The 20754-nt window shown below is 38.2% G+C and carries 19 protein-coding genes and 1 other RNA gene; 10 read left to right on the top strand and 10 right to left on the bottom strand.

From position 1 onward, the window contains the following. Window positions 1-92: 92 nt before the first annotated feature. The 5 genes from CDW55_RS08200 to CDW55_RS08180 form a co-directional block, all read right to left on the bottom strand. Window positions 93-626, bottom strand: coding sequence for a thioredoxin family protein (locus CDW55_RS08200; protein ID WP_088469259.1), 534 nt, complete (start codon window positions 624-626; stop codon window positions 93-95). A gap of 38 nt (window positions 627-664) precedes the next feature. Continuing rightward, entirely contained in the window at window positions 665-2176 is a 1512-nt protein-coding gene (locus tag CDW55_RS08195; RefSeq protein WP_088469258.1) for a peptide MFS transporter, read from the bottom strand. A gap of 76 nt (window positions 2177-2252) precedes the next feature. Then, entirely contained in the window at window positions 2253-3758 is a 1506-nt protein-coding gene (locus tag CDW55_RS08190) for a peptide MFS transporter (RefSeq protein WP_088469257.1), read from the bottom strand. A gap of 134 nt (window positions 3759-3892) precedes the next feature. After that, window positions 3893-5557, bottom strand: coding sequence for a peptide MFS transporter (locus CDW55_RS08185; RefSeq protein ID WP_088469256.1), 1665 nt, complete (start codon window positions 5555-5557; stop codon window positions 3893-3895). 17 nt (window positions 5558-5574) lie between these two features. Next, window positions 5575-7701 carry a S9 family peptidase gene (locus CDW55_RS08180; protein ID WP_088469255.1) on the bottom strand — a complete coding sequence of 709 codons (2127 nt, stop codon included), beginning with the start codon at window positions 7699-7701 and terminating at the stop codon, window positions 5575-5577. A 119-nt stretch (window positions 7702-7820) separates the two neighbouring features. Between CDW55_RS08180 and CDW55_RS08175 the strand changes: the two genes are divergently transcribed. Then, complete coding sequence (locus CDW55_RS08175) at window positions 7821-8291, top strand: hypothetical protein (protein WP_088469554.1); 471 nt, start codon at window positions 7821-7823, stop codon at window positions 8289-8291. Between the two features lie 44 nt (window positions 8292-8335). On the opposite strand, the gene CDW55_RS08170 is transcribed toward CDW55_RS08175, so the two are convergent. The 3 genes from CDW55_RS08170 to CDW55_RS08160 form a co-directional block, all read right to left on the bottom strand. After that, complete coding sequence (locus CDW55_RS08170) at window positions 8336-9691, bottom strand: AAA family ATPase (RefSeq protein ID WP_088469254.1); 1356 nt, start codon at window positions 9689-9691, stop codon at window positions 8336-8338. Between the two features lie 93 nt (window positions 9692-9784). After that, window positions 9785-10297 carry a helix-turn-helix transcriptional regulator gene (locus tag CDW55_RS08165; RefSeq protein WP_088469253.1) on the bottom strand — a complete coding sequence of 171 codons (513 nt, stop codon included), beginning with the start codon at window positions 10295-10297 and terminating at the stop codon, window positions 9785-9787. 134 nt (window positions 10298-10431) lie between these two features. Further along, window positions 10432-11523, bottom strand: coding sequence for a TerC/Alx family metal homeostasis membrane protein (locus CDW55_RS08160; protein ID WP_088469553.1), 1092 nt, complete (start codon window positions 11521-11523; stop codon window positions 10432-10434). Window positions 11524-11873: 350 nt separating this feature from the next. Between CDW55_RS08160 and CDW55_RS08155 the strand changes: the two genes are divergently transcribed. Beyond that, window positions 11874-12980 carry a M14 family zinc carboxypeptidase gene (locus tag CDW55_RS08155; RefSeq protein WP_088469252.1) on the top strand — a complete coding sequence of 369 codons (1107 nt, stop codon included), beginning with the start codon at window positions 11874-11876 and terminating at the stop codon, window positions 12978-12980. A gap of 50 nt (window positions 12981-13030) precedes the next feature. On the opposite strand, the gene CDW55_RS08150 is transcribed toward CDW55_RS08155, so the two are convergent. After that, complete coding sequence (locus CDW55_RS08150) at window positions 13031-13534, bottom strand: DUF4920 domain-containing protein (RefSeq protein ID WP_088469251.1); 504 nt, start codon at window positions 13532-13534, stop codon at window positions 13031-13033. A gap of 204 nt (window positions 13535-13738) precedes the next feature. Between CDW55_RS08150 and CDW55_RS08145 the strand changes: the two genes are divergently transcribed. The 5 genes from CDW55_RS08145 to CDW55_RS08125 all read left to right on the top strand — a co-directional run bounded on the left by CDW55_RS08145 (window position 13739) and on the right by CDW55_RS08125 (window position 18265). After that, window positions 13739-15148: an APC family permease gene (locus tag CDW55_RS08145; RefSeq protein WP_088469250.1), complete on the top strand. Its 1410-nt coding sequence runs from the start codon at window positions 13739-13741 to the stop codon at window positions 15146-15148. A 197-nt stretch (window positions 15149-15345) separates the two neighbouring features. Beyond that, window positions 15346-15570 (top strand): putative signal transducing protein, encoded by a 225-nt coding sequence (locus CDW55_RS08140; RefSeq protein ID WP_088469249.1) that lies wholly within the window; start codon window positions 15346-15348, stop codon window positions 15568-15570. Window positions 15571-15716: 146 nt separating this feature from the next. Further along, entirely contained in the window at window positions 15717-16553 is an 837-nt protein-coding gene (locus tag CDW55_RS08135) for a 1,4-dihydroxy-2-naphthoyl-CoA synthase (RefSeq protein ID WP_088469248.1), read from the top strand. A gap of 80 nt (window positions 16554-16633) precedes the next feature. Next, complete coding sequence (gene menA / locus CDW55_RS08130; RefSeq protein WP_088469247.1) at window positions 16634-17566, top strand: 1,4-dihydroxy-2-naphthoate octaprenyltransferase; 933 nt, start codon at window positions 16634-16636, stop codon at window positions 17564-17566. 12 nt (window positions 17567-17578) lie between these two features. Continuing rightward, window positions 17579-18265 carry a metal-dependent hydrolase gene (locus tag CDW55_RS08125; RefSeq protein WP_088469246.1) on the top strand — a complete coding sequence of 229 codons (687 nt, stop codon included), beginning with the start codon at window positions 17579-17581 and terminating at the stop codon, window positions 18263-18265. A 2-nt stretch (window positions 18266-18267) separates the two neighbouring features. Here CDW55_RS08125 and ffs read toward each other — a convergent pair. Then, window positions 18268-18365, bottom strand: an RNA gene (gene ffs, locus CDW55_RS08120) — signal recognition particle sRNA small type. A gap of 72 nt (window positions 18366-18437) precedes the next feature. Here ffs and CDW55_RS08115 point away from each other — a divergent pair. The 3 genes from CDW55_RS08115 to CDW55_RS08105 are packed head-to-tail and all read left to right on the top strand — an operon-like array spanning window position 18438 to window position 20719. Next, window positions 18438-19013, top strand: a complete 576-nt coding sequence (locus CDW55_RS08115; protein WP_088469245.1) for a DUF4199 family protein — start codon at window positions 18438-18440, stop codon at window positions 19011-19013. A 49-nt stretch (window positions 19014-19062) separates the two neighbouring features. After that, on the top strand, window positions 19063-20013 hold the full coding sequence (locus CDW55_RS08110; RefSeq protein ID WP_088469244.1) for a glycosyltransferase family 2 protein: 951 nt from the start codon (window positions 19063-19065) through the stop codon (window positions 20011-20013). Window positions 20014-20017: 4 nt separating this feature from the next. Beyond that, window positions 20018-20719: a GIN domain-containing protein gene (locus CDW55_RS08105; protein WP_088469243.1), complete on the top strand. Its 702-nt coding sequence runs from the start codon at window positions 20018-20020 to the stop codon at window positions 20717-20719. Window positions 20720-20754: the final 35 nt, after the last annotated feature.

Genomic DNA, 20754 nt, shown 5'->3' with positions numbered 1-20754 from the left:
GAGGATTGAGATGTTCGTTGGCGAGCGAATTTCGGTAAAATAAAAAAGACTTCCAAAAAATTTCTGAAAGTCTTTAATCTTCAATATCTAAATCAGTTTTTAATGCTCGATCTAAATTTTTTCTGATAATTTTCCCACTGCTCACGCGTTGTAATCTTTTTATAGTCGTCGTTAGCGATAAACTGAATGTAAGGCTCCAGTTCTTTTGCCGTGAGCGCACCCTGCAGAATGGTAATCGGCATGCTTTGCTCATCCAGAAAAACCGTTGTGGGAACAGCAACAACATTCATAAACTTGGTGAATTCGTGCATTGAATTTTTTCTTTTTCCGGTTTCGAATCCTGGATTTGAAAATGTTCTGCCAAAAAGAGTAATATTTTCTTTATTTTCTGCACCAAACTTTACGGCGTAGTAATTCTCCTGAAGAGATTTTGCGATGACGGGGTGATTAAAGGTTTCTTTTTCCATGATTTTACATGGGCCGCACCAGTCTGCATAAAAATCGATCAGAATTTTTTTTGGCGTTGTTTTCTGTGCTTCCACCGCTTCTTCGAGCGTCATCCACTTAACCTGTGCTGAGGCAAAAGAAATGGCTAAAACGAACAATAAAAAGTTTAATTTTTTCATCAGTGGTTTGATTGAAAATATAGAGGTTTGTTAAAGCACTATCTCACTTCCTGCATTAGTTTTTTCACGAGCGGTGAGATAATGATGAGTATAACACCCGCGATTACGGCATAAAGCCCTAACTGTTTGTAACCCTCTGTATAGGCTAAAAGTGCATCCATATTGGTGGAACCTTCTTTGGCGGTTGCCATGTTTGCACCGATAATTCCGGCTACATATTGCCCGTAAGCGGATGCAAGGAACCACATTCCCATCATCATTCCCTGCAGTTTTTCGGTAGAAAGTTTCGTCATGATTGAAAGTCCGATCGGAGACAAACATAATTCGCCAAAAGTTATCACAAGCAATGCGATGGTAAAAATATTTAAAGAAGTAACTCCTTGCAAATCAGCAAAAAATCTGGTAGCAAATAATACGTAATATCCTAAACCGAGGAATATAAAACCGAGTCCGAACTTAATAATCGTGTTTGGTTCCAGTCTCTTTTTACTTAGCCAAATCCAGAACAGTCCGACAAGTGGGGCAAGAAAAATAATGAAAAATGCACCTCCGGAATTGTTTACTCCGTTAGGATCCAAGCCAAGCAAATCTTTATTCAGATTATTTGCTGCGAAAATACTTAAGGAACCTCCCGACTGCTCATAAATTCCCCAAAATATAATAGAAAATATAATGAAAACGAGGGCTGCAAGTAGCTTTTTTCTTTCTGCAACATTCACTTTCGTCATTTCATAAAACAGGTAAATAAGGGTTAACGGACCGACGGTCCACATAAAATAATCGGTGTATTGCGGCACAGAAACCATGGTCATAATCAGCGGAACAAAAACTAAAGTAAGAGCGTAAACTCCGTAAACTTTCCATTTTTCCATAGGGACTACAGTTCCGTCTGCAAGTTTTCGCTCGGGCATAAGACCAATAGGACCTAAACTTCGCTGGGTGAAAACAAAATTGATCAAGCTGATCACCATTACGATTGCCGCTAAACCAAATGCGACATTCCATCTTTTATCTTCAGGAATAAAACCTGAAAGCATTTCGCCTTTTCCAATCGCGATACACAAATATCCGCCGAGCAGCGCACCAAGGTTAATTCCTGCATAAAACAGGGAAAAACCTGCGTCGGTACGGGAATCTCCGGCTTTGTAAAGTTTCCCAACCATGGTTGATATATTAGGTTTAAAGAAACCAGTTCCTACCACGGTGAATGAGATTCCGAGAAAGAAAAAATCATGAGGATTGGTAGCGAGAATCAAACTCCCTACAATCATTAAAATCCCACCCCAGAACAGGGATTTACGGAAACCAAGGATTTTATCCGCAAAAAGACCACCTACAAAAGTGAATGCATACACAAATGCCTGGGTTGCCCCGTATTGAAGATTTGCCTGCTCGTCACCGAATTTCAATTGAGAAATCATGAAAAAAACGAGCATTCCGCGCATTCCGTAGAAGCAGAATCGTTCCCACATTTCCGAGAAAAAAAGTGACCAGATTTGTTTCGGATATTTTCCTTTGAAATCCTGAATTTGTTCTAACGTAAGATTCATTTTAGAATAATTTTTGACGAAAATAGAAAAAACCACCGAATAATCGGTGGTTTAGTATAATTAAATGCGCTTAGTTCTAGTTTACTCCGTGCATTTTTTTCTCTAACCAACGGCTCATTGCAAACAAAATTAAAGCGGCAGCTCCACACATCACAATAAATACAAGGAAGAAATCGAAAAGGTTGGTGATTTCAAATCCTAAGAAATAAGTGACTTTCGCGCCTTGGCCCTCTTCACCACTTCCTGGAATTAGTGCTGATAAAGTTCCTGCAAATTTGTTTGCAGCAGCATTAGCCAGGAACCATGTTCCCATTAACAGAGACGAGAAACGCAGTGGTGAAAGTTTTGACACCATTGAAAGTCCGATTGGTGAAAGACAAAGTTCACCCATTGTGTGAATTACATAAAGTGCGATCAACCAGAACATGGAAACTTTGTCCATCATTCCCAGACCGTAAACAGCAAATGCAATAACGACGTATCCTAAAGAAACCAATGCAAGACCAAGGGCCATTTTCTTTGGCGAAGACGGCTCCATACCGCGGTTTCCGAGACGTAACCACATTGAAGAGAATAATGGTGCAAGTACGATAATGGCCAGCGGGTTTACTGACTGGAAGTAACTAGCAGGCATTTCCCAACCGAAAATTGTTCTGTCGGTCTGTCTGTCAGCAAAAATTGTAAGTGAAGCTCCGGCCTGCTCAAATGCTCCCCAAAAGAAGATGACAAAGAATGCGAGGATAAAAATCACCATTATTCTTTCACGTTCCTCTTTAGTCAAAGATTTATCGGTAAGAACAATTAATGGCATCACAATCATAGCGCCATAAATGAGGTATCCGATAATATCCAAATCGCTTTGGAACATGGTTTTAAAGTTCATTAAGAAGAAAATAATTGCAATTGAGCCTAAAACCATTCCAAGCTGTGCAATACCAAATTTATTGGTTGGCATCCCGATTGGCTTGTTCTCGTTATCTACAAGCAGTTTGTTTTTTTGAAGCATAAAGGTTATCAAACCGATGACCATCCCAATACCTGCCGCCAGGAAGCCCCATTTAAAGTCAATTTTTTCAGCCAGCGTACCAGAAATAAGCGGTGCGAAGAAAGCTCCCAGGTTGATCCCCATGTAGAAAATGGTAAATGCAGAATCCACCCTGCGGTCTCCTTTCGGATAAAGCTGGCCCACCATCGTTGAAATGTTTGGTTTGAAAAAACCGTTCCCAATGATCAACATGGTAAGACCAATCCACATCAGCGTAATTGCTGAACTGCCCGAAGTGGAAGCACTGAAAAACATTACAAACTGCCCAAGTGCCATAAGTACACCACCAATTTCTATACTTCTTCTGTTACCCAGAAAACGGTCTGCAAGATAACCACCGAGAAGCGGCGTAAGATATACCAGCCCGGTATAACTTCCGTAGATTTGTGAAGCTTCTGCATCATCCATTAAAAGCATTTTCGTCATGTATAAAACGAAAATCGCACGCATACCGTAATAAGAGAAACGTTCCCACATTTCTGTCATAAACAAAAGATAGAGTCCTTTCGGGTGCCCTTTTTGCTCTGCTGTGTCCATATTTTTTTATTTGTTAATAATTGTTAAGGAGCAAATATAGTTTTTTTTCTTTTTCAAGGGCTGAAAATTTGAGTTTTTAAAACAGAAAAGTGCCGAATTTCTCCGGCACTTTAAAAATATTGATAAAGAATGGTTTAGTTCACTCCTTTTTCTTTCATGATTTTATTCAATCTTTTCAGAATAGATAAACCAAGAAGGGTAGCGAGAAGCAATAAACCGAAATTTACGATAAAGAAATTAGCCTTGTTCTCATAATCGTACCAGAAACTAGCCAACACTCCCGAAAGTTTGTTACCGATTGAAGTGGAAAGGAAGAATCCTCCCATCATCAGGGCAGTAAGTCTCGGTGGAGATAATTTAGAAACCAACGATAATCCCATTGGTGAAAGACAAAGTTCGCCGACCGTAATTACCCCATAAGCAGCTACAAGCCACAGTGCAGAAACTTTGAATGCGCCGTTGTCTCCGGCATATACGGCTCCAACCATCACTAAACACGAGAGTGCAGAAATGAAGAGACCCAATACAATTTTAGCGGGTGTTGTAGGCTCTTTGCCACGTTTTCTTAAGAACATAAAGAAACCAACAACAACAGGCGTTAACACAATTACCCAGAATGGATTCACAGATTGGAACAATTCGGTATTATAAAGATAAACTTTACCTTCAGGGTTAGCTTCCATAGCTGCTTTCTTCTCAGGCAACTCGTTTCTGAAGTAGATGTCTTTTCCCTGTTCTTTTACCGGATTGCCAGCTTCGTCTTTTTGAGCCTGGTATTGGTCATCGTAAACATTTACCTCTTTTGAGGTATAATCTTTAGTTTCAACCAGATAAATGGCTTCCAGAGGTTTTTCAGCTACTGCAGGCACGCTTCTGTCGGTATAATAATTTGCCCATCTCGTTAGAGCGGTTCCATTTTGTTTGAATACTGCCCAGAACATTAAACTTACCGCAAATATTGCCAGCAATGCACCAATCGGCCTTTTGTCATCTGAATTTGCTTTCACGTAAAGCATCACATAAAAGTAAACTACAGGCAAACATGCGAAGATAAAGGCATCTGTAGAATCACTTCCAAAGATATTTCCAGGAATAACCCAGCCAATAATTCCCGCTACAATTGCAGGTACGAAAACTTTAACCAAAACATCGGAAATCTTGGTATCACCTTCCTGAACGGGTTTCATAACGTTGGCTTTCAATATATGCTTTCTTCCCAAAGAGAATATAAGCAAACCAATGAACATCCCAACTCCGGCGGTGATAAATGCTTCGCCCCAACCGAACTTATTCCTCATAAATGCGGCGATGATGTTACACGCAAAGGCTCCGATGTTGATTCCCATGTAGAAAATGTTATAACCAGCATCTTTATTAAGTTTATACGGTTCTTCTTCGTAAAGATTCCCAAGAAGGGTAGAGATACTTGGTTTGAAAAATCCGTTTCCTAAAATAATTAGCGCCATTGATGTATAAAACATCGGAATTTCCTTAAAAACTCCTAGACCGATATAACCCAGTCCCATCAAGGCTCCACCGATATAAATCGCTTTGATATAGCCCAAAACGCGGTCGGCCAGAAACCCGCCGAGAAATGGGGTAAGATAGGTGAGGGCAATGAAGGTTCCAAAGATATCATCTGCATTTTTATCATTAAAAGCCAGTCCGCCGGTATCTGTAGGATCGATCATATACAGAACGAAAATTCCGAGGATCAAATAATATCCGAACCTTTCCCACATTTCTGTGAAGAAAAGATAGGGTAAGCCTTTAGGGTGTTTGTTTGTGCTTGTCGCCATTTTTAAATATTAAGAGTTTATAAATTTTCTAGGATGAAATCTGTCATTTTCTGATAAAGTTGTGGTCTGGTCTGCCCACCGAAAATGCCGTGATTTTTGTCGGGATACGCCATAAATTCAAACTGTTTTTTGTTCTGAATCAAAGCTTCTGCAAATTCCATTGAATTTTGGAAATGCACGTTGTCATCAGCGGTTCCGTGGATTAGCAAGAATTTTCCTTTCAATAAATTTGCGTATTCTGTTGGTGAATTTTCGTCGTATCCTTTAGGATTTTCCTGTGGAGTTCTCAAGAATCTTTCGGTGTACACGGTGTCGTAATACCTCCAGTTGGTTACAGGTGCTACCGCAATTCCGGCTTTGAAAACGTCTGCACCTTTAGTCAATGCTAAACTTGCCATGTAACCACCATAACTCCAGCCGAAAATTCCGATTCTGGATTTGTCGATATAACTTTGTTTTCCGAACCATTTTGCGGCTGCAATCTGGTCTTCAATTTCGTATTTTCCCAGATTCATATAGGTCGATTTCTTATACTTCGTGCCTTTGTAACCAGTTCCGCGACCGTCTACACAAACAACGATATAGCCTTTCTGTACCAAATGATTAAACCATAATCCATTGCCTGCATCCCAGGAATTCGATACACTCTGCGATCCCGGACCGGAATACTGGAACATAAAGAGCGGATATTTTTTGCTAGGATCAAAATCCTTAGGTTTTAACATCCAGGCATTCATTTGGTCGCCAGCTTCGTTCGGAACCGTGAAGAATTCTTTGGTAACCATGTTATCTGCCTGAAGTTTCTGCAGCAATTCGTTGTTGTTCTGAAGTTCTTTGATGGTTTTCCCGTTTCCGTCTTTTAAAACATAGGTGAAAGGTTTTGCAGCAGTGGAAGAAGTTTCGATAAAATAATTGTAATTTCCACTGAAACTTGCCCTGTTATTTCCTTCGGAATTAGAAATAAGTGTAGATTTTCCGTTCTGGATATTAACCTTGGAAACTACTTTATTAATGCTTCCTTTTTCGGTGGTTTGAATAAGAACTTCCTTGGTTTTTGGGTTATAGCCATAATAATCAGTTACTTCCCAGTTTCCTTTGGTGATTTGTTTTTTCAGTTTTCCGTTTTGGTCGTACCAATAAAGGTGACGGTTTCCGTCTCTTTCAGAACCCCAGATAAATGAGTTGTCATCTAAAAATTCAAGCGTAACATTATCTGTATCCACCCATTTTTCATCGGTTTCTGTAAATAATTTCTGAACGTTTCCTGTCTTTGTATTTACTTTCAGAACATCAGAAGCGTTTTGAGTTCTACCAGAAGTAATCAAAATAATTTCATCTGCTTTCGCGGTTTTGTACACATTTGGAATGTAGTAATTTTTGAATGCCGATAAATTCAGCGGAGTCGTTTTTCCGGAATCCAAACGGAAAAGCTGTGCAGAAACGACAGAGTTTTTTTCGCCCGCTTTCGGATATTTAAAACGCATTTCTGAAGGGTAAAGCTGCTTGCCGTAAATCGGAATGTACATTTCCGGAACTTCGGTTTCATCGGACTTCACAAATACAATGGCGTCGGAGTTTTTCGTCCATTCATAAAGTTTTGCGTGCCCGAATTCTTCTTCATAAACCCAGTCTGCAAGACCGTTCAGGATATGATTTTTCTTTCCGTCACTGGTAATCTGGGTGATTTTACTAGAATTTAAATCCTGATAAAATAGGTTATTTTCTGCAATAAAAGCCACTTTAGTTCCGTCCGGAGAAAAAGTTGGCTCCTGAACGAAGTTGCCATTATTAAGGTTGATTATTTTGCCTGATTTTAAATCTCTAACATCAAATTTTCCAAGAAATGAATGTCGGTAAATGGGTTCGCTTTCTTTGAGCAGTAAAATTTTAGATTCATCATCACTGAAAATGTAAGACTCAAATCTGCCGTCTACCATATTGCCCTCTTTTTGGGATGTTTTGTAAGAATATTTAGCGATTCCAGTTGGTTCGATAACCACATAATTTTCGCCGTTTTTCAGGGAAGCGATTCCTGAGATTCCTTTACCACGGTAATATCCGGAATAAATTTTGTCCAGCGTAATTTCCTGTGAGAAAACCATTACGGATGAAAGGATTGCGAGGGATAAAAAGATTTTTTTCATGAATAAAATTTGATAAGATTTCAAAGATAACAATTTTATTAAAAACGGTGTTAAAAGTTGAATTTTACGCCGTCTTGGCAAAATTACTGGGCTCGGATTATCAATTTAAAACACAGATCATGGAAACATTCAATTCAGAAAAATTAAGCAGTTATCAAATAGATCGACAAAAAGTGGCGACAGGTTTTGCGACCTATACAGATACCGAAAGTTACGCAGCAAAATTTGGCGGAAAGGTAGTGGAAATTGGATTCAGAGACGGTAATTATAATCCTGAAATCACAAGTGATGGTAGACTTATCGAAAAAAAACTGTATTATTTTGTAGATGCAGGACCCGAATACAGATTTATTCACTCTTCAGATGCGGGATTCAGGCATTATGCGGATGAATTACAAAAGATAAAAGCCAAAATCGACCAACTGAGTCCGGAAGAAAAATATATTTCGAACGCGGAAATCGAAATTGCTGAAGACCCTATTATTGTTCTGAAAAACAATCATTTTGAATCCGTAACCTCCCGCGAACGGTCGAAATATCTGAAACACGCAAAAGTGTACGAAATCGGTGTGTTGCTGCCGCAATCTTAAAAAGCTCAAATGAAATTAGTTATAACCCATTGTTATACAGTGGGTTATTTATTTGTTTTTTCATCAGTTTTGGTTTGAAAACCAATAGCTTTACGTGGAGTTTCTACAACCTTATAAGACTCAAGTTCAATTTTTAAAGCAGCGATTCTTTTAGGGAAATCATCATAATTATTCAGTGAAACATCATCAATAAACTGTGCCACCTGATTTAAATATTCTTCTGTAAGTTTTGCTGAGGCGTCGCGCCTGGCTGCGTTCAGCAGTTTACTGTCGATCTTTATATTTTCAGAATTATCTTTTAAATACTGATTTCTGATTCGTTTTTTTAAACTTTGCGTAAAATCTACAATCATTGTACTCGAAAAAACTTTCATTTTCGATGATATATCTTCCCAAAACGGGAGATGATCTGCATTGTTTGCAGTTAATATTTTCATCAGAAGCGCATCTTTCGCAAGATTTTCGGTCATAAAATATAAAATCATTTCCGAACGTTCCCGGGAATTGGGAGGAAATACAGGAATCACCACATCAAATCTGCCCGGAGCAAGAATGTCTTTGTCGATATCAGCAACAGAATTAGCGGAACCTACCATCAGCAAATCCTCTTCTTCGAACCTGCCAATATAATTCAGAACAATTTCTTTAGTTTCTTCGTCGCAGGATAAAACCGTTTTTTTCTCACTTCTTTGACGCATAATATCATCAAAATCTTCCATGAAGAGGAGAATTTTTTCTTCCTTAAGCATCTGAATCAGAAAATCATTAAAGTTTGTTTTGAGGCCGTCAACAAAGGAAGTGCCGAGATAATATTTTTTTATTTCTTTAAACTGGTAACCAATAATTTCAGCGATTTTATTGGCCCAGAAAATTTTTCCGCTTCCCGGCGGGCCGTAAAGAATGATTCCTGCAGGTTTATGTATTCCCCAATCGGTAAGTGGAGTATTGTTGATAAAGGGATCTAATTGTTTTGAAATATGAAAAAAAAGATCCCGATAGCCAATGAAATCCCGCTCTTTTAAGCTTGTTTTTTTTCCGAAGTAATTGTAAACAAACTCATAATTGCCGCCTAACTTATGATCGATTCCGAAACTTGAGACAGATGATTTGTAGATTCCGTTGTCAAAAAGTCTGGGTTTTTCGCTTTTAATAATTTCTGCAACTTTTTCAGGACTTTGATTGATCGTTCCGGCAATATCTTCTACAGATTTGGTTTGCTCAAGATCCTTTTCATATTTTTTTAAAAATGAAATATTTTCTCTTGCAAACTTAGCAAAATCGTCTTTTACATTAAAATTTGTCGTAATACATTCTGAAAGTTCAAGATCAAAATCCTGAATGAATTTTATCATACTTTCAGGAGATATTTTAAGTTCCTTAGCAAGGTCGGCGAGTTTCATTTCAAGTATTTTTTGTGCCCAATCAAATTACAAAAATTATGCTGAAAAGGTGCGCGCTGATTTCAAAGCCGAAAGTGAGTTGCAAAAAACGTTTTAAGGTTCAAAACTTTCGAACTTTCCGTTTTCAAAGAACCAAACAATTCTTTTTATCTTATTTCCTTCATTCACAGGTGTTTGTGTTTCTGTTTTCAATTCCTGTGGAGCTAATCGCTGAGAATCGGCTATTTTTTCCTGAACTGGGACTTGGGATGAAATATTCGATTCTGGCGGAACAGATTTTGTAATCTTATCTTCTTTTTCCGTTATTCCAAAATTCTCATCCGCAATCAAAGAAAACAAGTCGGGAAGAGGTGTGGGTTTTTGCACTTCGGGAGAAGGTTCTTTTTCAGGACTCTTTATCATTTCCCCTTCACCTGTAATAAGCCATTCCCATTGTAGCTCGGGGAAGCGCTCTTTAATTTTAATGAGAAAATCAAGTGATGGTTTATTTCTGCCGGAAGTGATGTGCGAAATGTTCGATCGCTGCACATCAATCTCATCGGCAAATTCAGATGAAGATAACTCCGAATAGGAGATCACTTTTGATATTCTTTCGTTCAAATTCATAATTACAAATGTAAATAAATATTTAATAAGAAGAATAAACAAAAGTAAACATGCACATAATTAATTTATTTACAAAAGTAAAACCAGCACATAAAGTACTGGTTTCATATATTTTAGATAATATTTAATGATGATTACCTATGTAAATTATCTTCATGTTCCGGGTCAAACTTAAGCTTTCTTTCCTTTTTACGTTCAGGGAAAATAAGAGAGAAGAAAATACTTAAACCTAAAATTCCTACAATAATAATCAGGGAATGGCTAGTGGTGAATCCCCAGGCTTCGAGATAACTGTGGGTTAACATCTTCAGACCTATAAATGTCAATAGAACCGATAAGCCAACCTTCAGGAACCTGAATTTGTCGATAATTCCCGCAAGCAAAAAGAACATGGAACGGAGACCGATAATTGCAAAAATATTTGAAAAAAAGACAATATAAGGATCTTTAGTAACCGAAAATATGGCTGGAATACTGTCTACAGCGAAGATTAAATCGGTAGCTTCAATGATAAGAAGTACGAGAAAAAGGGGAGTAACCTTCTTAATCCCATCAATCGTTACGAAAAACTTATTGCCTACAAAATGATCATGCACCTTAAAGAACCTCTTGGCAAACTTTACGACAGGGTGATTTTGGGTATCGATTTTATCGTCGCCATCTTTATCAAAGAACATCTTAATCCCTGTAAACACCAAGAATGCCCCAAATACGTACATGATCCAGCTGAACTTTTCGATAAGCGCTGCGCCTACAAAGATGAAGATAAAACGCATTACAATGGCTCCTAAAATTCCCCAAAACAGCACCCGGTGGTAATTCTTCTGGGCAACTCCAAATGCACCGAATATTAGAACCATTACAAATATATTGTCTACCGAAAGCGCGTACTCTACAACATAACCTGTTAAATATTCAAGACCTAAATTCTGGTTATACAACTGTATGCTGTGTTCCAGATCATTGGGAATTACTTTTACCGGATGATGATGTGCTGCGATAACCGATTGTAATTTCGACATACTGTCGATCCCGTGGAGTAGGTGACCGTAAGTGATAAGGATAAAGTAGAAGCACATGGACAGTGCGACCACAAAAAAACTCATCAGGCCGGCCTGTTTCATAGAGATGGTGTCGGATCTTTTCTTAAGAAGTCCTAAATCGAGAGCCAGGATAAAAAAGATAAATACTAAAAATCCAAGGAGAAAAATTGTTTCGTTATTCATATTTAATTTAAAGGGCAAATATACATAATTTATCATTTTTCATGTAATTTACAATTGTGAAAAGTCTTAAATTTAGAGCGAGCCAAAACTACTGGTGGTGTTTATGTTTTTTCCCTACAAATGGAGTTTTCCACACGACTAAGCAATTAAAGTGATTTTAAAAATAAACTTTATTTGATTTTATTTAAATATTGATTTTTAGATAATTACATATTTTAATTAAAATAAATTCAATCCACAAAATTACCAACAGACAATCTGACATTTTGACTTGTTTAATAAGTTTACAAAAGTTAGTCAAGGGATTTGGTAAAAAAAAATTAAATTTGAAACTTGTAAAAAAATTAAGAATGCCTGAAGAACTGCAGTACCGACAAAATCCTAATTTCCCAAACCGGTATATTTCCCCGAAAAAATTATTTATTTACCTACAGGAGAATTTCAGAGATTATATTTCTGAAGTTGGCAGGTCATATTTACAGAAGCCTATTTATAAAATGAGATTGGGAAATGGTACTGTAAAAGTTTTGGCCTGGTCTCAAATGCATGGAAACGAGTCGAATGCCACCCATTCCATGCTCGATTTACTTGAAATTTTCAAATATCAGCCACAGTTAAAGGAAACCCTGTTTTCTGAAATAGCGCTGGATTTTATTTTCATGCTTAACCCCGACGGTTCTGAAAAGTGGACGCGTAGAAATGCGCTGGATATTGATATGAACCGGGATTTTTTAAAACTCTCCAGTAAAGAATTTCCAATACTTAAGAACATTGCAGAAAACGGAGATTACCAATATGGCCTAAATCTTCACGAGCAGCGAACCATTTTCACAACAGATGGTAAAAATCCTGCAACATTATCTTTTTTGGCGCCTTCAGTAAATCATCAGAGAGAAATCAATGAAACCCGCAAAAAAGCGATGGCGGTGATTTCAAGAATTTATGAGAATCTTAATCCGCTAATTCCGAACCAGATTGCGCGTTATTCAGATGAATTTTATCCGACTTCTGTGGGAGATAATTTTTCAAAAATAGGCTTACCGACGATTCTTTTTGAAGGGGGCCATTTCATTGATGATTATAAAAGAGACGGCACAAGAAAATACTATACTTTGGCTTTGTATGAGGGTTTAAAAGCAATTGCAGAGTTGAAGGGCGCTACAGAAAACTGGGAAAACTATCAGAAAATTCCAGAAAACAGAGAAACTCATTACGACATTATTTACAGAAACGTAAAGCTGAATACAGATTTTGAGTGTATTCTGGATATTGCAGTGCAGTATCGAGAAGAGTTGCGTAATGGTGATGATGAAATATCGTTCGTCCCCATTGTAATGGAAGTGGGTGATATAGGTATTAAAAAAGGCTGGAAAGAGATCGACTGTACCGGAAAAACCTTTGTCTCTGAAAGAAAATTTCCAAAGCTGGATGCTGAAGTTGATTTTAGGATTGAATAAAAAACGGAGTCTGATTTAGACTCCGTTGTATTTTATTTGGGATTTCAAAATTAGTTTACGACTTTAATTCCATTTGCTACAAATCGGATTTCTTCCTGTGGTTTTGTGATCGCGTCAATTTCTGCCTGAGATTTTTTAGCATCTTCTGCATAATGTTTCTGCTCATCAACTGAGATAATCTTTGTTTCTGCAGAGCCTTCCAAAACTACATTTTTTCCTTTAAGAGCGGTAGGGACAAAGAATGCATAATCTTTCATCTTAACAAAAAACTTTTCGTTATCATCGGTTTCCACCGTTAACCAACAACCTTTTTTATCACAAACATCGGTAACCTTACCTTTTACCGCAACATTTTCGAGTTTTTTGCTGGATTTCAGTTTCTTTTCGAGTTTTTTCGAAGAAATAGCAGTTTGTTCTGCTTTGGCAGAAACCTGACTTCCGTAAACATCACCTATGGCAGCGTTACCGGCCGGTGGACCTGATTTTTTCTCTGCTTCCTGAGCAAATGCTGCAGCTGAAAATACAATGGTCAATAAAAGAATGATTTTTTTCATATTATAAATTTTTACAAAAGTAGCAAATAGTTGGACCTGCATAATATTGTTAAGTCAAAAATTAGCACCTAAAGATAATTAAATCTTCTTTAAATAAGCAATCCGTTAAAGAAAATCAATATATTTATTGCCTTGTAAATTTAATAAACTGAAATTTACCGGAAGTCGATAAAACGGTAAAAATTCAATTAACTGAAAACTTTTATGCAAAAAAAACTCAGACTTTGGGATGCCACAATGCTCGTAATGGGTTCGATGATTGGTAGTGGGATATTTATTGTAAGCTCCGATATGATGCGGAACCTTGGCTCAGGTTACTGGCTGATCGCGGTTTGGGTCATTACCGGAATTATGACGGTTGCTGCTGCCATTTCGTATGGCGAACTCTCAGCAATGTTTCCGAAAGCCGGCGGACAATACACTTATATTACCGAAATTTTTGGTAAAATGACCGGATTTCTTTACGGTTGGGGATTGTTTACTGTCATCCAGACCGGAACAATTGCTGCTGTAGCCATGGCTTTTGGGAAATTTACAGCATATTTAATTCCCGCACTTAATAACTCAGATCCTATTTTCCAGAGCGGAACTTTCAAGATTACCTGGGTTCAGATTTTAGCAATTGTTGTGATCCTGCTCCTTACATTTATCAACACCAAAGGTGTTAAAAACGGCAAATTCCTTCAAAACCTATTTACAACTTCCAAAATAGTCTCTTTGTTAGGAATTATTGTTTTCGGATTTCTTTTCGTGAAAGATTCTCAATGGGCTTCGAACATGAGTTTTGGCTGGAACAGTTTTCAAGATTTTGGTAAAGAAGTAGGAAATGATCTTTTGCCAACCGGCTGGAAATCCATCGGAAGCATCACGCTTCTTGGCGGAATCGCTGCTGCCATGGTGGGTTCGGTTTTCAGTTCAGTAGCTTGGGAAAACGTAACTTTCGTTTCCGGAGAAATCGAAAATCCAAAGAAAAATGTCGTAAAATCAATGGTTTTGGGAACTTCTGTGGTGATGGTTTTGTATATGTTGGTGAATTTCGTTTATCTGAATGCTCTCGACCGCGACGCCATTGCATTTGCTGATAAAAACCGTCCCGCAGTTGCAGCTTCTGAAGTGATTTTCGGAAATCTCGGGACAGTAATTATGGCCGTTTTGGTGATGATTTCCACTTTTGGCTGTATCAACGGATTGGTGTTAGCAGGCGCGCGGGTATTTCAAACCATGGCAAAAGACGGATTATTTTTTAAACAGGCCATTGCAAATAACCGGAACGATGTTCCCGAAAAATCGCTCTGGATGCAGGGGATTTGGGCTTCTGTTCTTGCGCTCAGCGGGCAGTACGGCGATTTGCTCGATATGATTTCGTTCGTCATTGTGCTGTTTTATATGATTACGGTTTTCGGCGTGATCTACTTAAGAATCAAAAAACCTGGAATCGAAAGACCTTACAAAACCTGGCTTTATCCCGTTACGCCATTAATTTATCTCATTATTGGTACTGCATTTTGCGTCCTCCTCATCTGGTTCAAACCGCAATATACCTGGCCTGGCTTTATTTTAATTTTGCTCGGTCTGCCGGTTTATTGGTACATTAACAGGAAAAAATCTGCTTAGTTTTTATTCAGCAGCAACTATATTTCGGCTACTTCCGAAATCCCGACCTGCTGTTCATTACAATCTTTTTTCAGGTTGCGGCAGCAAAGCCTCCGAAACCTGAAAAAAGGATTTTCATTGCCATCAGGGCTAGAACTTCATTCGGTTTTTCTTACAGTATTTCCGTTTAATTATGTTATTTTTAACAAAAAATTGAAATGTCAGCATTAGTGCCCGTTTTCCAGTCATCATATCTTTACGAAATCGAATTGGCCAAAACCAAGCTCGCCTCACGGGATATTCCCAGTTATATTAAAAACGAATACGTCAACAATATTGCTGTATTCCCGATTTCCCAAAACTATTTTCTCCTTGTTAATGAAAGAGATTTTGAAGTTGCCGTTGAGATTCTTCAGGAAAATAACGAAGTCGGGGAAGAATAAACCTTATCGGTTTCAACAAATATTTTCTCTAAAAAATCCCGATAAAATTCAGTGAATTTTTTCATGTTTATCCATCCAAAAACCCTGCGTTTTCCTTTTGAGCTGCCTTATAAATTCCTTATCTTTGGCTCAAATTTTACAAGAAAATGATTGACTGGAAAACCGTAAAAGAATACGAAGATATTACCTACAAAAAATGTGGCGCTGTAGCAAGAATCGCTTTTAACAGACCGGAAGTACGAAACGCCTTCCGTCCCAAAACTACCTCCGAATTGTACGATGCTTTTTATCACGTTTCAGAAGATCCTTCTGTGGGGGTGGTTTTGCTCACCGGCGAAGGTCCAAGTCCGAAAGATGGTGGCCATGCATTTTGTAGCGGCGGCGATCAGAAAGCCCGAGGTGAACAGGGATATGTAGGTGATGACGGACGTCATCGTCTGAATATTCTTGAAGTTCAGCGTTTAATCCGTTTTATGCCCAAAGTGGTGATTGCTGTTGTAAACGGTTGGGCTGTAGGTGGCGGACATTCACTTCACGTTGTTTGCGACCTTACTTTAGCCAGTGAAGAACACGCAATCTTTAAACAAACCGACGCGGATGTTACCAGTTTTGATGGCGGTTACGGTTCTGCTTATTTAGCAAAAATGGTGGGTCAGAAAAAAGCCCGCGAAATTTTCTTTTTAGGAAGAAATTATTCTGCCAGAGAAGCCGAAGCAATGGGAATGGTTAACGCTGTAATTCCTCACGCAGAACTTGAAGAAACATCTTATCAGTGGGCGCAGGAGATTTTAGGAAAATCGCCAATGTCGATCCGAATGCTGAAATTTGCAATGAACCTAACCGACGACGGTATGGTAGGACAGCAGGTTTTTGCCGGCGAAGCCACCAGACTTGCCTACATGACGGAAGAAGCCAAAGAAGGCCGAAACGCATTCCTCGAAAAAAGAAAGCCCGATTTCGGTGAAAATAAATGGATTTCTTAAATAGATTTTTAGATTATTGATTAGACAGAAAATTTGTACTGTCTAAAGTTTAAAATTTAAAATTTAAAATCTGAAAATTTATGATGGATTGGATACAAGCCGCACGATTGCGCACTTTGCCGCTTTCAATAAGCGGAATTATAATGGGTTCTTTCATCGCAAGATGGAGAATATTTGAAAACGGCGGAACCTGGGATTGGCAGATTTTTGCAATGGCACTTTTGGTTACGCTGCTTTATCAGATTCTTTCCAACTTCGCTAATGATTACGGCGACGGAATTAAAGGAACCGATAAACTCCGGATCAATGAGGCTGAACAAAGGGCAGTAGCTTCCGGAAAAATCACAGAAAACCAAATGAAGAATGCCGTAATTCTTTTTGCTGCATTGTCTTTAATTGCGACAGTTGCACTTTTGTATCTGGCGTTTTTCAGAGAGAATCTGATGAATGAATTTTACACATTTGTAGGACTCGGCGTAGCGTGTATTTTGGCTGCAATAGGGTATACAGTTGGTAAAAAACCGTATGGATATTTAGGATTGGGAGATATTTTCGTGTTCGTATTCTTTGGTTTGGTTTCTGTTTGTGGAAGTTACTTCCTTTTTACAAAAACTTTTCACTGGGACATGCTTTTACCTGCAACAGCTATCGGAATGATGAGCGCCGCAGTCCTTAATCTCAACAATATGCGCGATATCGAAAGCGACGCACTAAGTGGAAAGAAAACCCTGGCCCTGAGAATGGGTTATAGATATGCAATGGTTTACGAAATCGTTTTATTGCAGCTTCCTTTAATCCTGATGTTGGTTTTTATGATGATGAACGGACTGCATACCCAGGGCAATTATTACGCGTTTATCTTTTTTATTCTCGTATTTCCAATGACGGCACTTAGAAGAAAAATCATGCAGACGAAAGAACCAAAAGAACTCGATCCATATCTTAAACAGGTAGGGATTTTTACGCTCATCATGAGTGTTTTGGTAGCTTTCGGACTTAACTATTTTAATTAAAATCAAAAAAAAATGAAAATTCAGTTCCTCGGACAAAACTGCTTTTTGTTCAATTATAACGGTAAAAATATTCTTAGCGATCCATTTTATAATTTCCAGAAAGAAAAATCTGGATTTGATATTACAGCACAAAAAATTGATTATGTGTTGATTACGCATGCACACGGAGACCATACCGCAGATGTGAAAGAAGTTTTACATCATCATCCGGAAGCACAAATCATCGCCCAGCCAGAAATCTGTGGCTATTTTAACCATCCAAATTCCATCGACATTAATTTTGGCGGTTCAGCTAATTTTGATGATATGAAGATTTCTATGGTTCCGGCTTCGCATACGTCGAGTTTTCCAGACGGAGCTTATGGCGGTGAACCTTGTGGCTATATGTTCAGATTTCCCGGAAAAAACATCTATTTCGCGGGTGATACAGGCGTAATGGCCGATATGGGAATCTTTCCACAGCTTTTCGGAAATATTGATTTGGCTGTTTTACCAATCGGTTCACATTACACCATGTGTGCAAGAAAAGCAAGTTTTGCAGCTGCAGAGCTTTTAAAAACCAAAAAAGTAATCGGTTGTCATTTCGATACATTTCCGCCTATTGCGATAAATCACGACGAAGCTTTGAAAATTTTTGAAGAAAAAGGAGTGGAGTTGGTATTGCCTAAGTTGGGAGAAATCTTTGAAATTAAGGCATAAAAAAATGGCAAGCGATCTACATCACACCGCTACAACCGTTTACCTTTGCTGCGTTCCCACCCTGGAGGATTCACAGGAGCTGGTTGTGTAGGACTTGCCGGTGCAAAGATAAGGCTTTAAATTAAAATTCAAAATTCAAAATAAAAAAAATTCAAAATTTATAAAATCTCTTATGGTTAAAAATGTTTATGGTGTTGGTTTTCTGCTGTTTATTGTAACAATGCTTATTTTCTTTTCGATGTATTTTTTCGGGATGAATGTTGATTATTTCAGCAATTCGATGCTTTTAAATGCATTTTTGCTTCCCGCAGTGTATGTTGTCGGGGCATTTTTATCCGTAAACGCTGCAAAAAAAGAAGGCGTTCCGATGGGTTTTCGGGCAGTTTTTGGGCGTGCTTTCAAACCCATGTTTATCGGTGGTTTGCTCTCTGTTGTCAGCATGTTTCTTTTCCTGAATTTTGTGGATAAAGATGCCAAAAATTTATTGAACTATCAGTACATCGAAAGGCAGAAAACAGAACTCAACAACGAATACGAAAAAGCAAAAAGTGCCCTGGATAAACAAGAAGAGAAGGCTGAACTCGAAAAGAAATACCAAGATCGCCTGAAAAGTTTTTCCCCGGAAATGATTAAGGATAAAGACATGTTTTCGTTCCGGCAGTTTACGTATTATTTCGCGGCAATCATGGTTTTTTACGTAATTTTATCTGTCTTTTTTGCCAGTTTCTTTAGAAGCAGAATTGAATAGAAAACCATTAAAAATTTTTCACTTTGAACCTATAATTTCAACAACTTAAATGAATTTATCCATCATCATACCTCTTCTGAATGAAGAAGATTCCCTTGAAGAATTGTTTTCAAGAATTCACAGCGTCTGCACCACCGCAAATCTTTCCTATGAAATTTGGTTTGTAGACGACGGAAGCACCGATCTTTCGTGGAGCATCATCGAAAATATGAAAGTTCAGTTCCCTCAGATTCACGGGATTAAATTCTCCAGAAATTACGGGAAATCGCAGGCACTTCATGCAGCTTTTGAAAAAGCACAGGGTGAAGTGGTAATTACCATGGATGCTGATCTGCAGGATTTTCCTGAAGAAATTCCGGAGCTGTACAGAATGGTAAAGGAAGAAGATTACGACATTGTTTCGGGCTGGAAAAAGAAACGTTTTGATAATGTAATGACAAAAAATCTTCCGTCAAAGCTCTTTAATGCAGCGGCCAGAAAAGTTTCCGGTGTCGAACTTCACGATTTCAACTGTGGATTAAAGGCCTATAAAAAGCAGGTTGTAAAATCAATTGATGTTTACGGCGATATGCACCGGTATATTCCGGTTCTGGCTGCCAATGCAGGTTTCCGAAGAATTACAGAGAAAGAAGTACAGCATCAGGCACGACCGTACGGAACATCAAAATTCGGAACAGAACGTTTTGTTCGTGGATTTCTGGATTTAATTACCCTTTGGTTCGTAAGCCGTTTTGGCGGCAGACCGATGCACTTTTTTGGCGCCGTAGGAACGCTGATGTTTATCGTAGGATTTTTATCTGCTTTCTGGCTGGGAGTTTCAAAATTAATTGATGTTTCCAGAGGGATTTATGGTCATTTGCTGACCAATAATGCCTGGTTTTTCATTGCTTTAACGATGATGATTCTCGGTACGCTACTCTTCATTGCAGGATTTTTGGGTGAAATGATCATCAGAACCAACCGCGAACACAAAAATTATAATATCGACGAAGTCATTTAATCAAATGAAAAACCTGTTTATTTTACTCCTTGCTTTTTCTGTTATGTCCTGTGGCGAAATCTCTCCGAAAGGAAAAATAGAAAACAAAAATATCCCGCTCGAAGAATTTGTAAATCTTAATCTTGAAGGGAAGTTTCGGCTGTTTTACATCAAAAGCGACAGCAGTTTTGTGAATGTGGAAACCTACCCAAACATTTTGAATAACCTGAAAATTAAAGTAAAAGACAAAACGCTGAACATCGAAGAGAAACGGAAAACTAAAGGCGTTGATTTTTATAATATTACCGTTTATTCCAAATATAATTTAGAAAAGGTTTCGATCGCAGATTCAGTCGAAATGAACATTTCAAGCGAAATTAAAACCGACAACTTCCGGCTGAATTTAAAAAATAATGGTAAATTTATTGGATCCGTAAATTCCCGCCGGGCAGAAGTGGATATGACGGGGAAAAGCCGCGCAAACTTCTTAGGTAATACAAAAGATGCCGTGCTGAAAATTTCGGATACGGCAAGCATTATCGCTCCTTACTGGATTATTGAAAATCTGAAAATTGAGTCTAAAAACGGAAATTATGCGGAAGTAAATGTAAAGGATTCATTAAAAGGAAATATAAAAAACACTGCTAAAATGGTGTATTATAATGATCCGATCCGCGCATTTACCATTGATAAAACAGCCACCGTACAGAACAAAAAAATGGAGTAGCTCCAGATAAAATAATATAAACGCTATCAAATATA

The sequence above is a fragment of the Chryseobacterium sp. VAUSW3 genome (assembly GCF_002205795.1).
Classification (GTDB): domain Bacteria; phylum Bacteroidota; class Bacteroidia; order Flavobacteriales; family Weeksellaceae; genus Kaistella; species Kaistella yananensis.
Note: the sequence above shows the minus strand (reverse complement) of the source record. Positions and strands in the feature narration are given on the sequence as shown.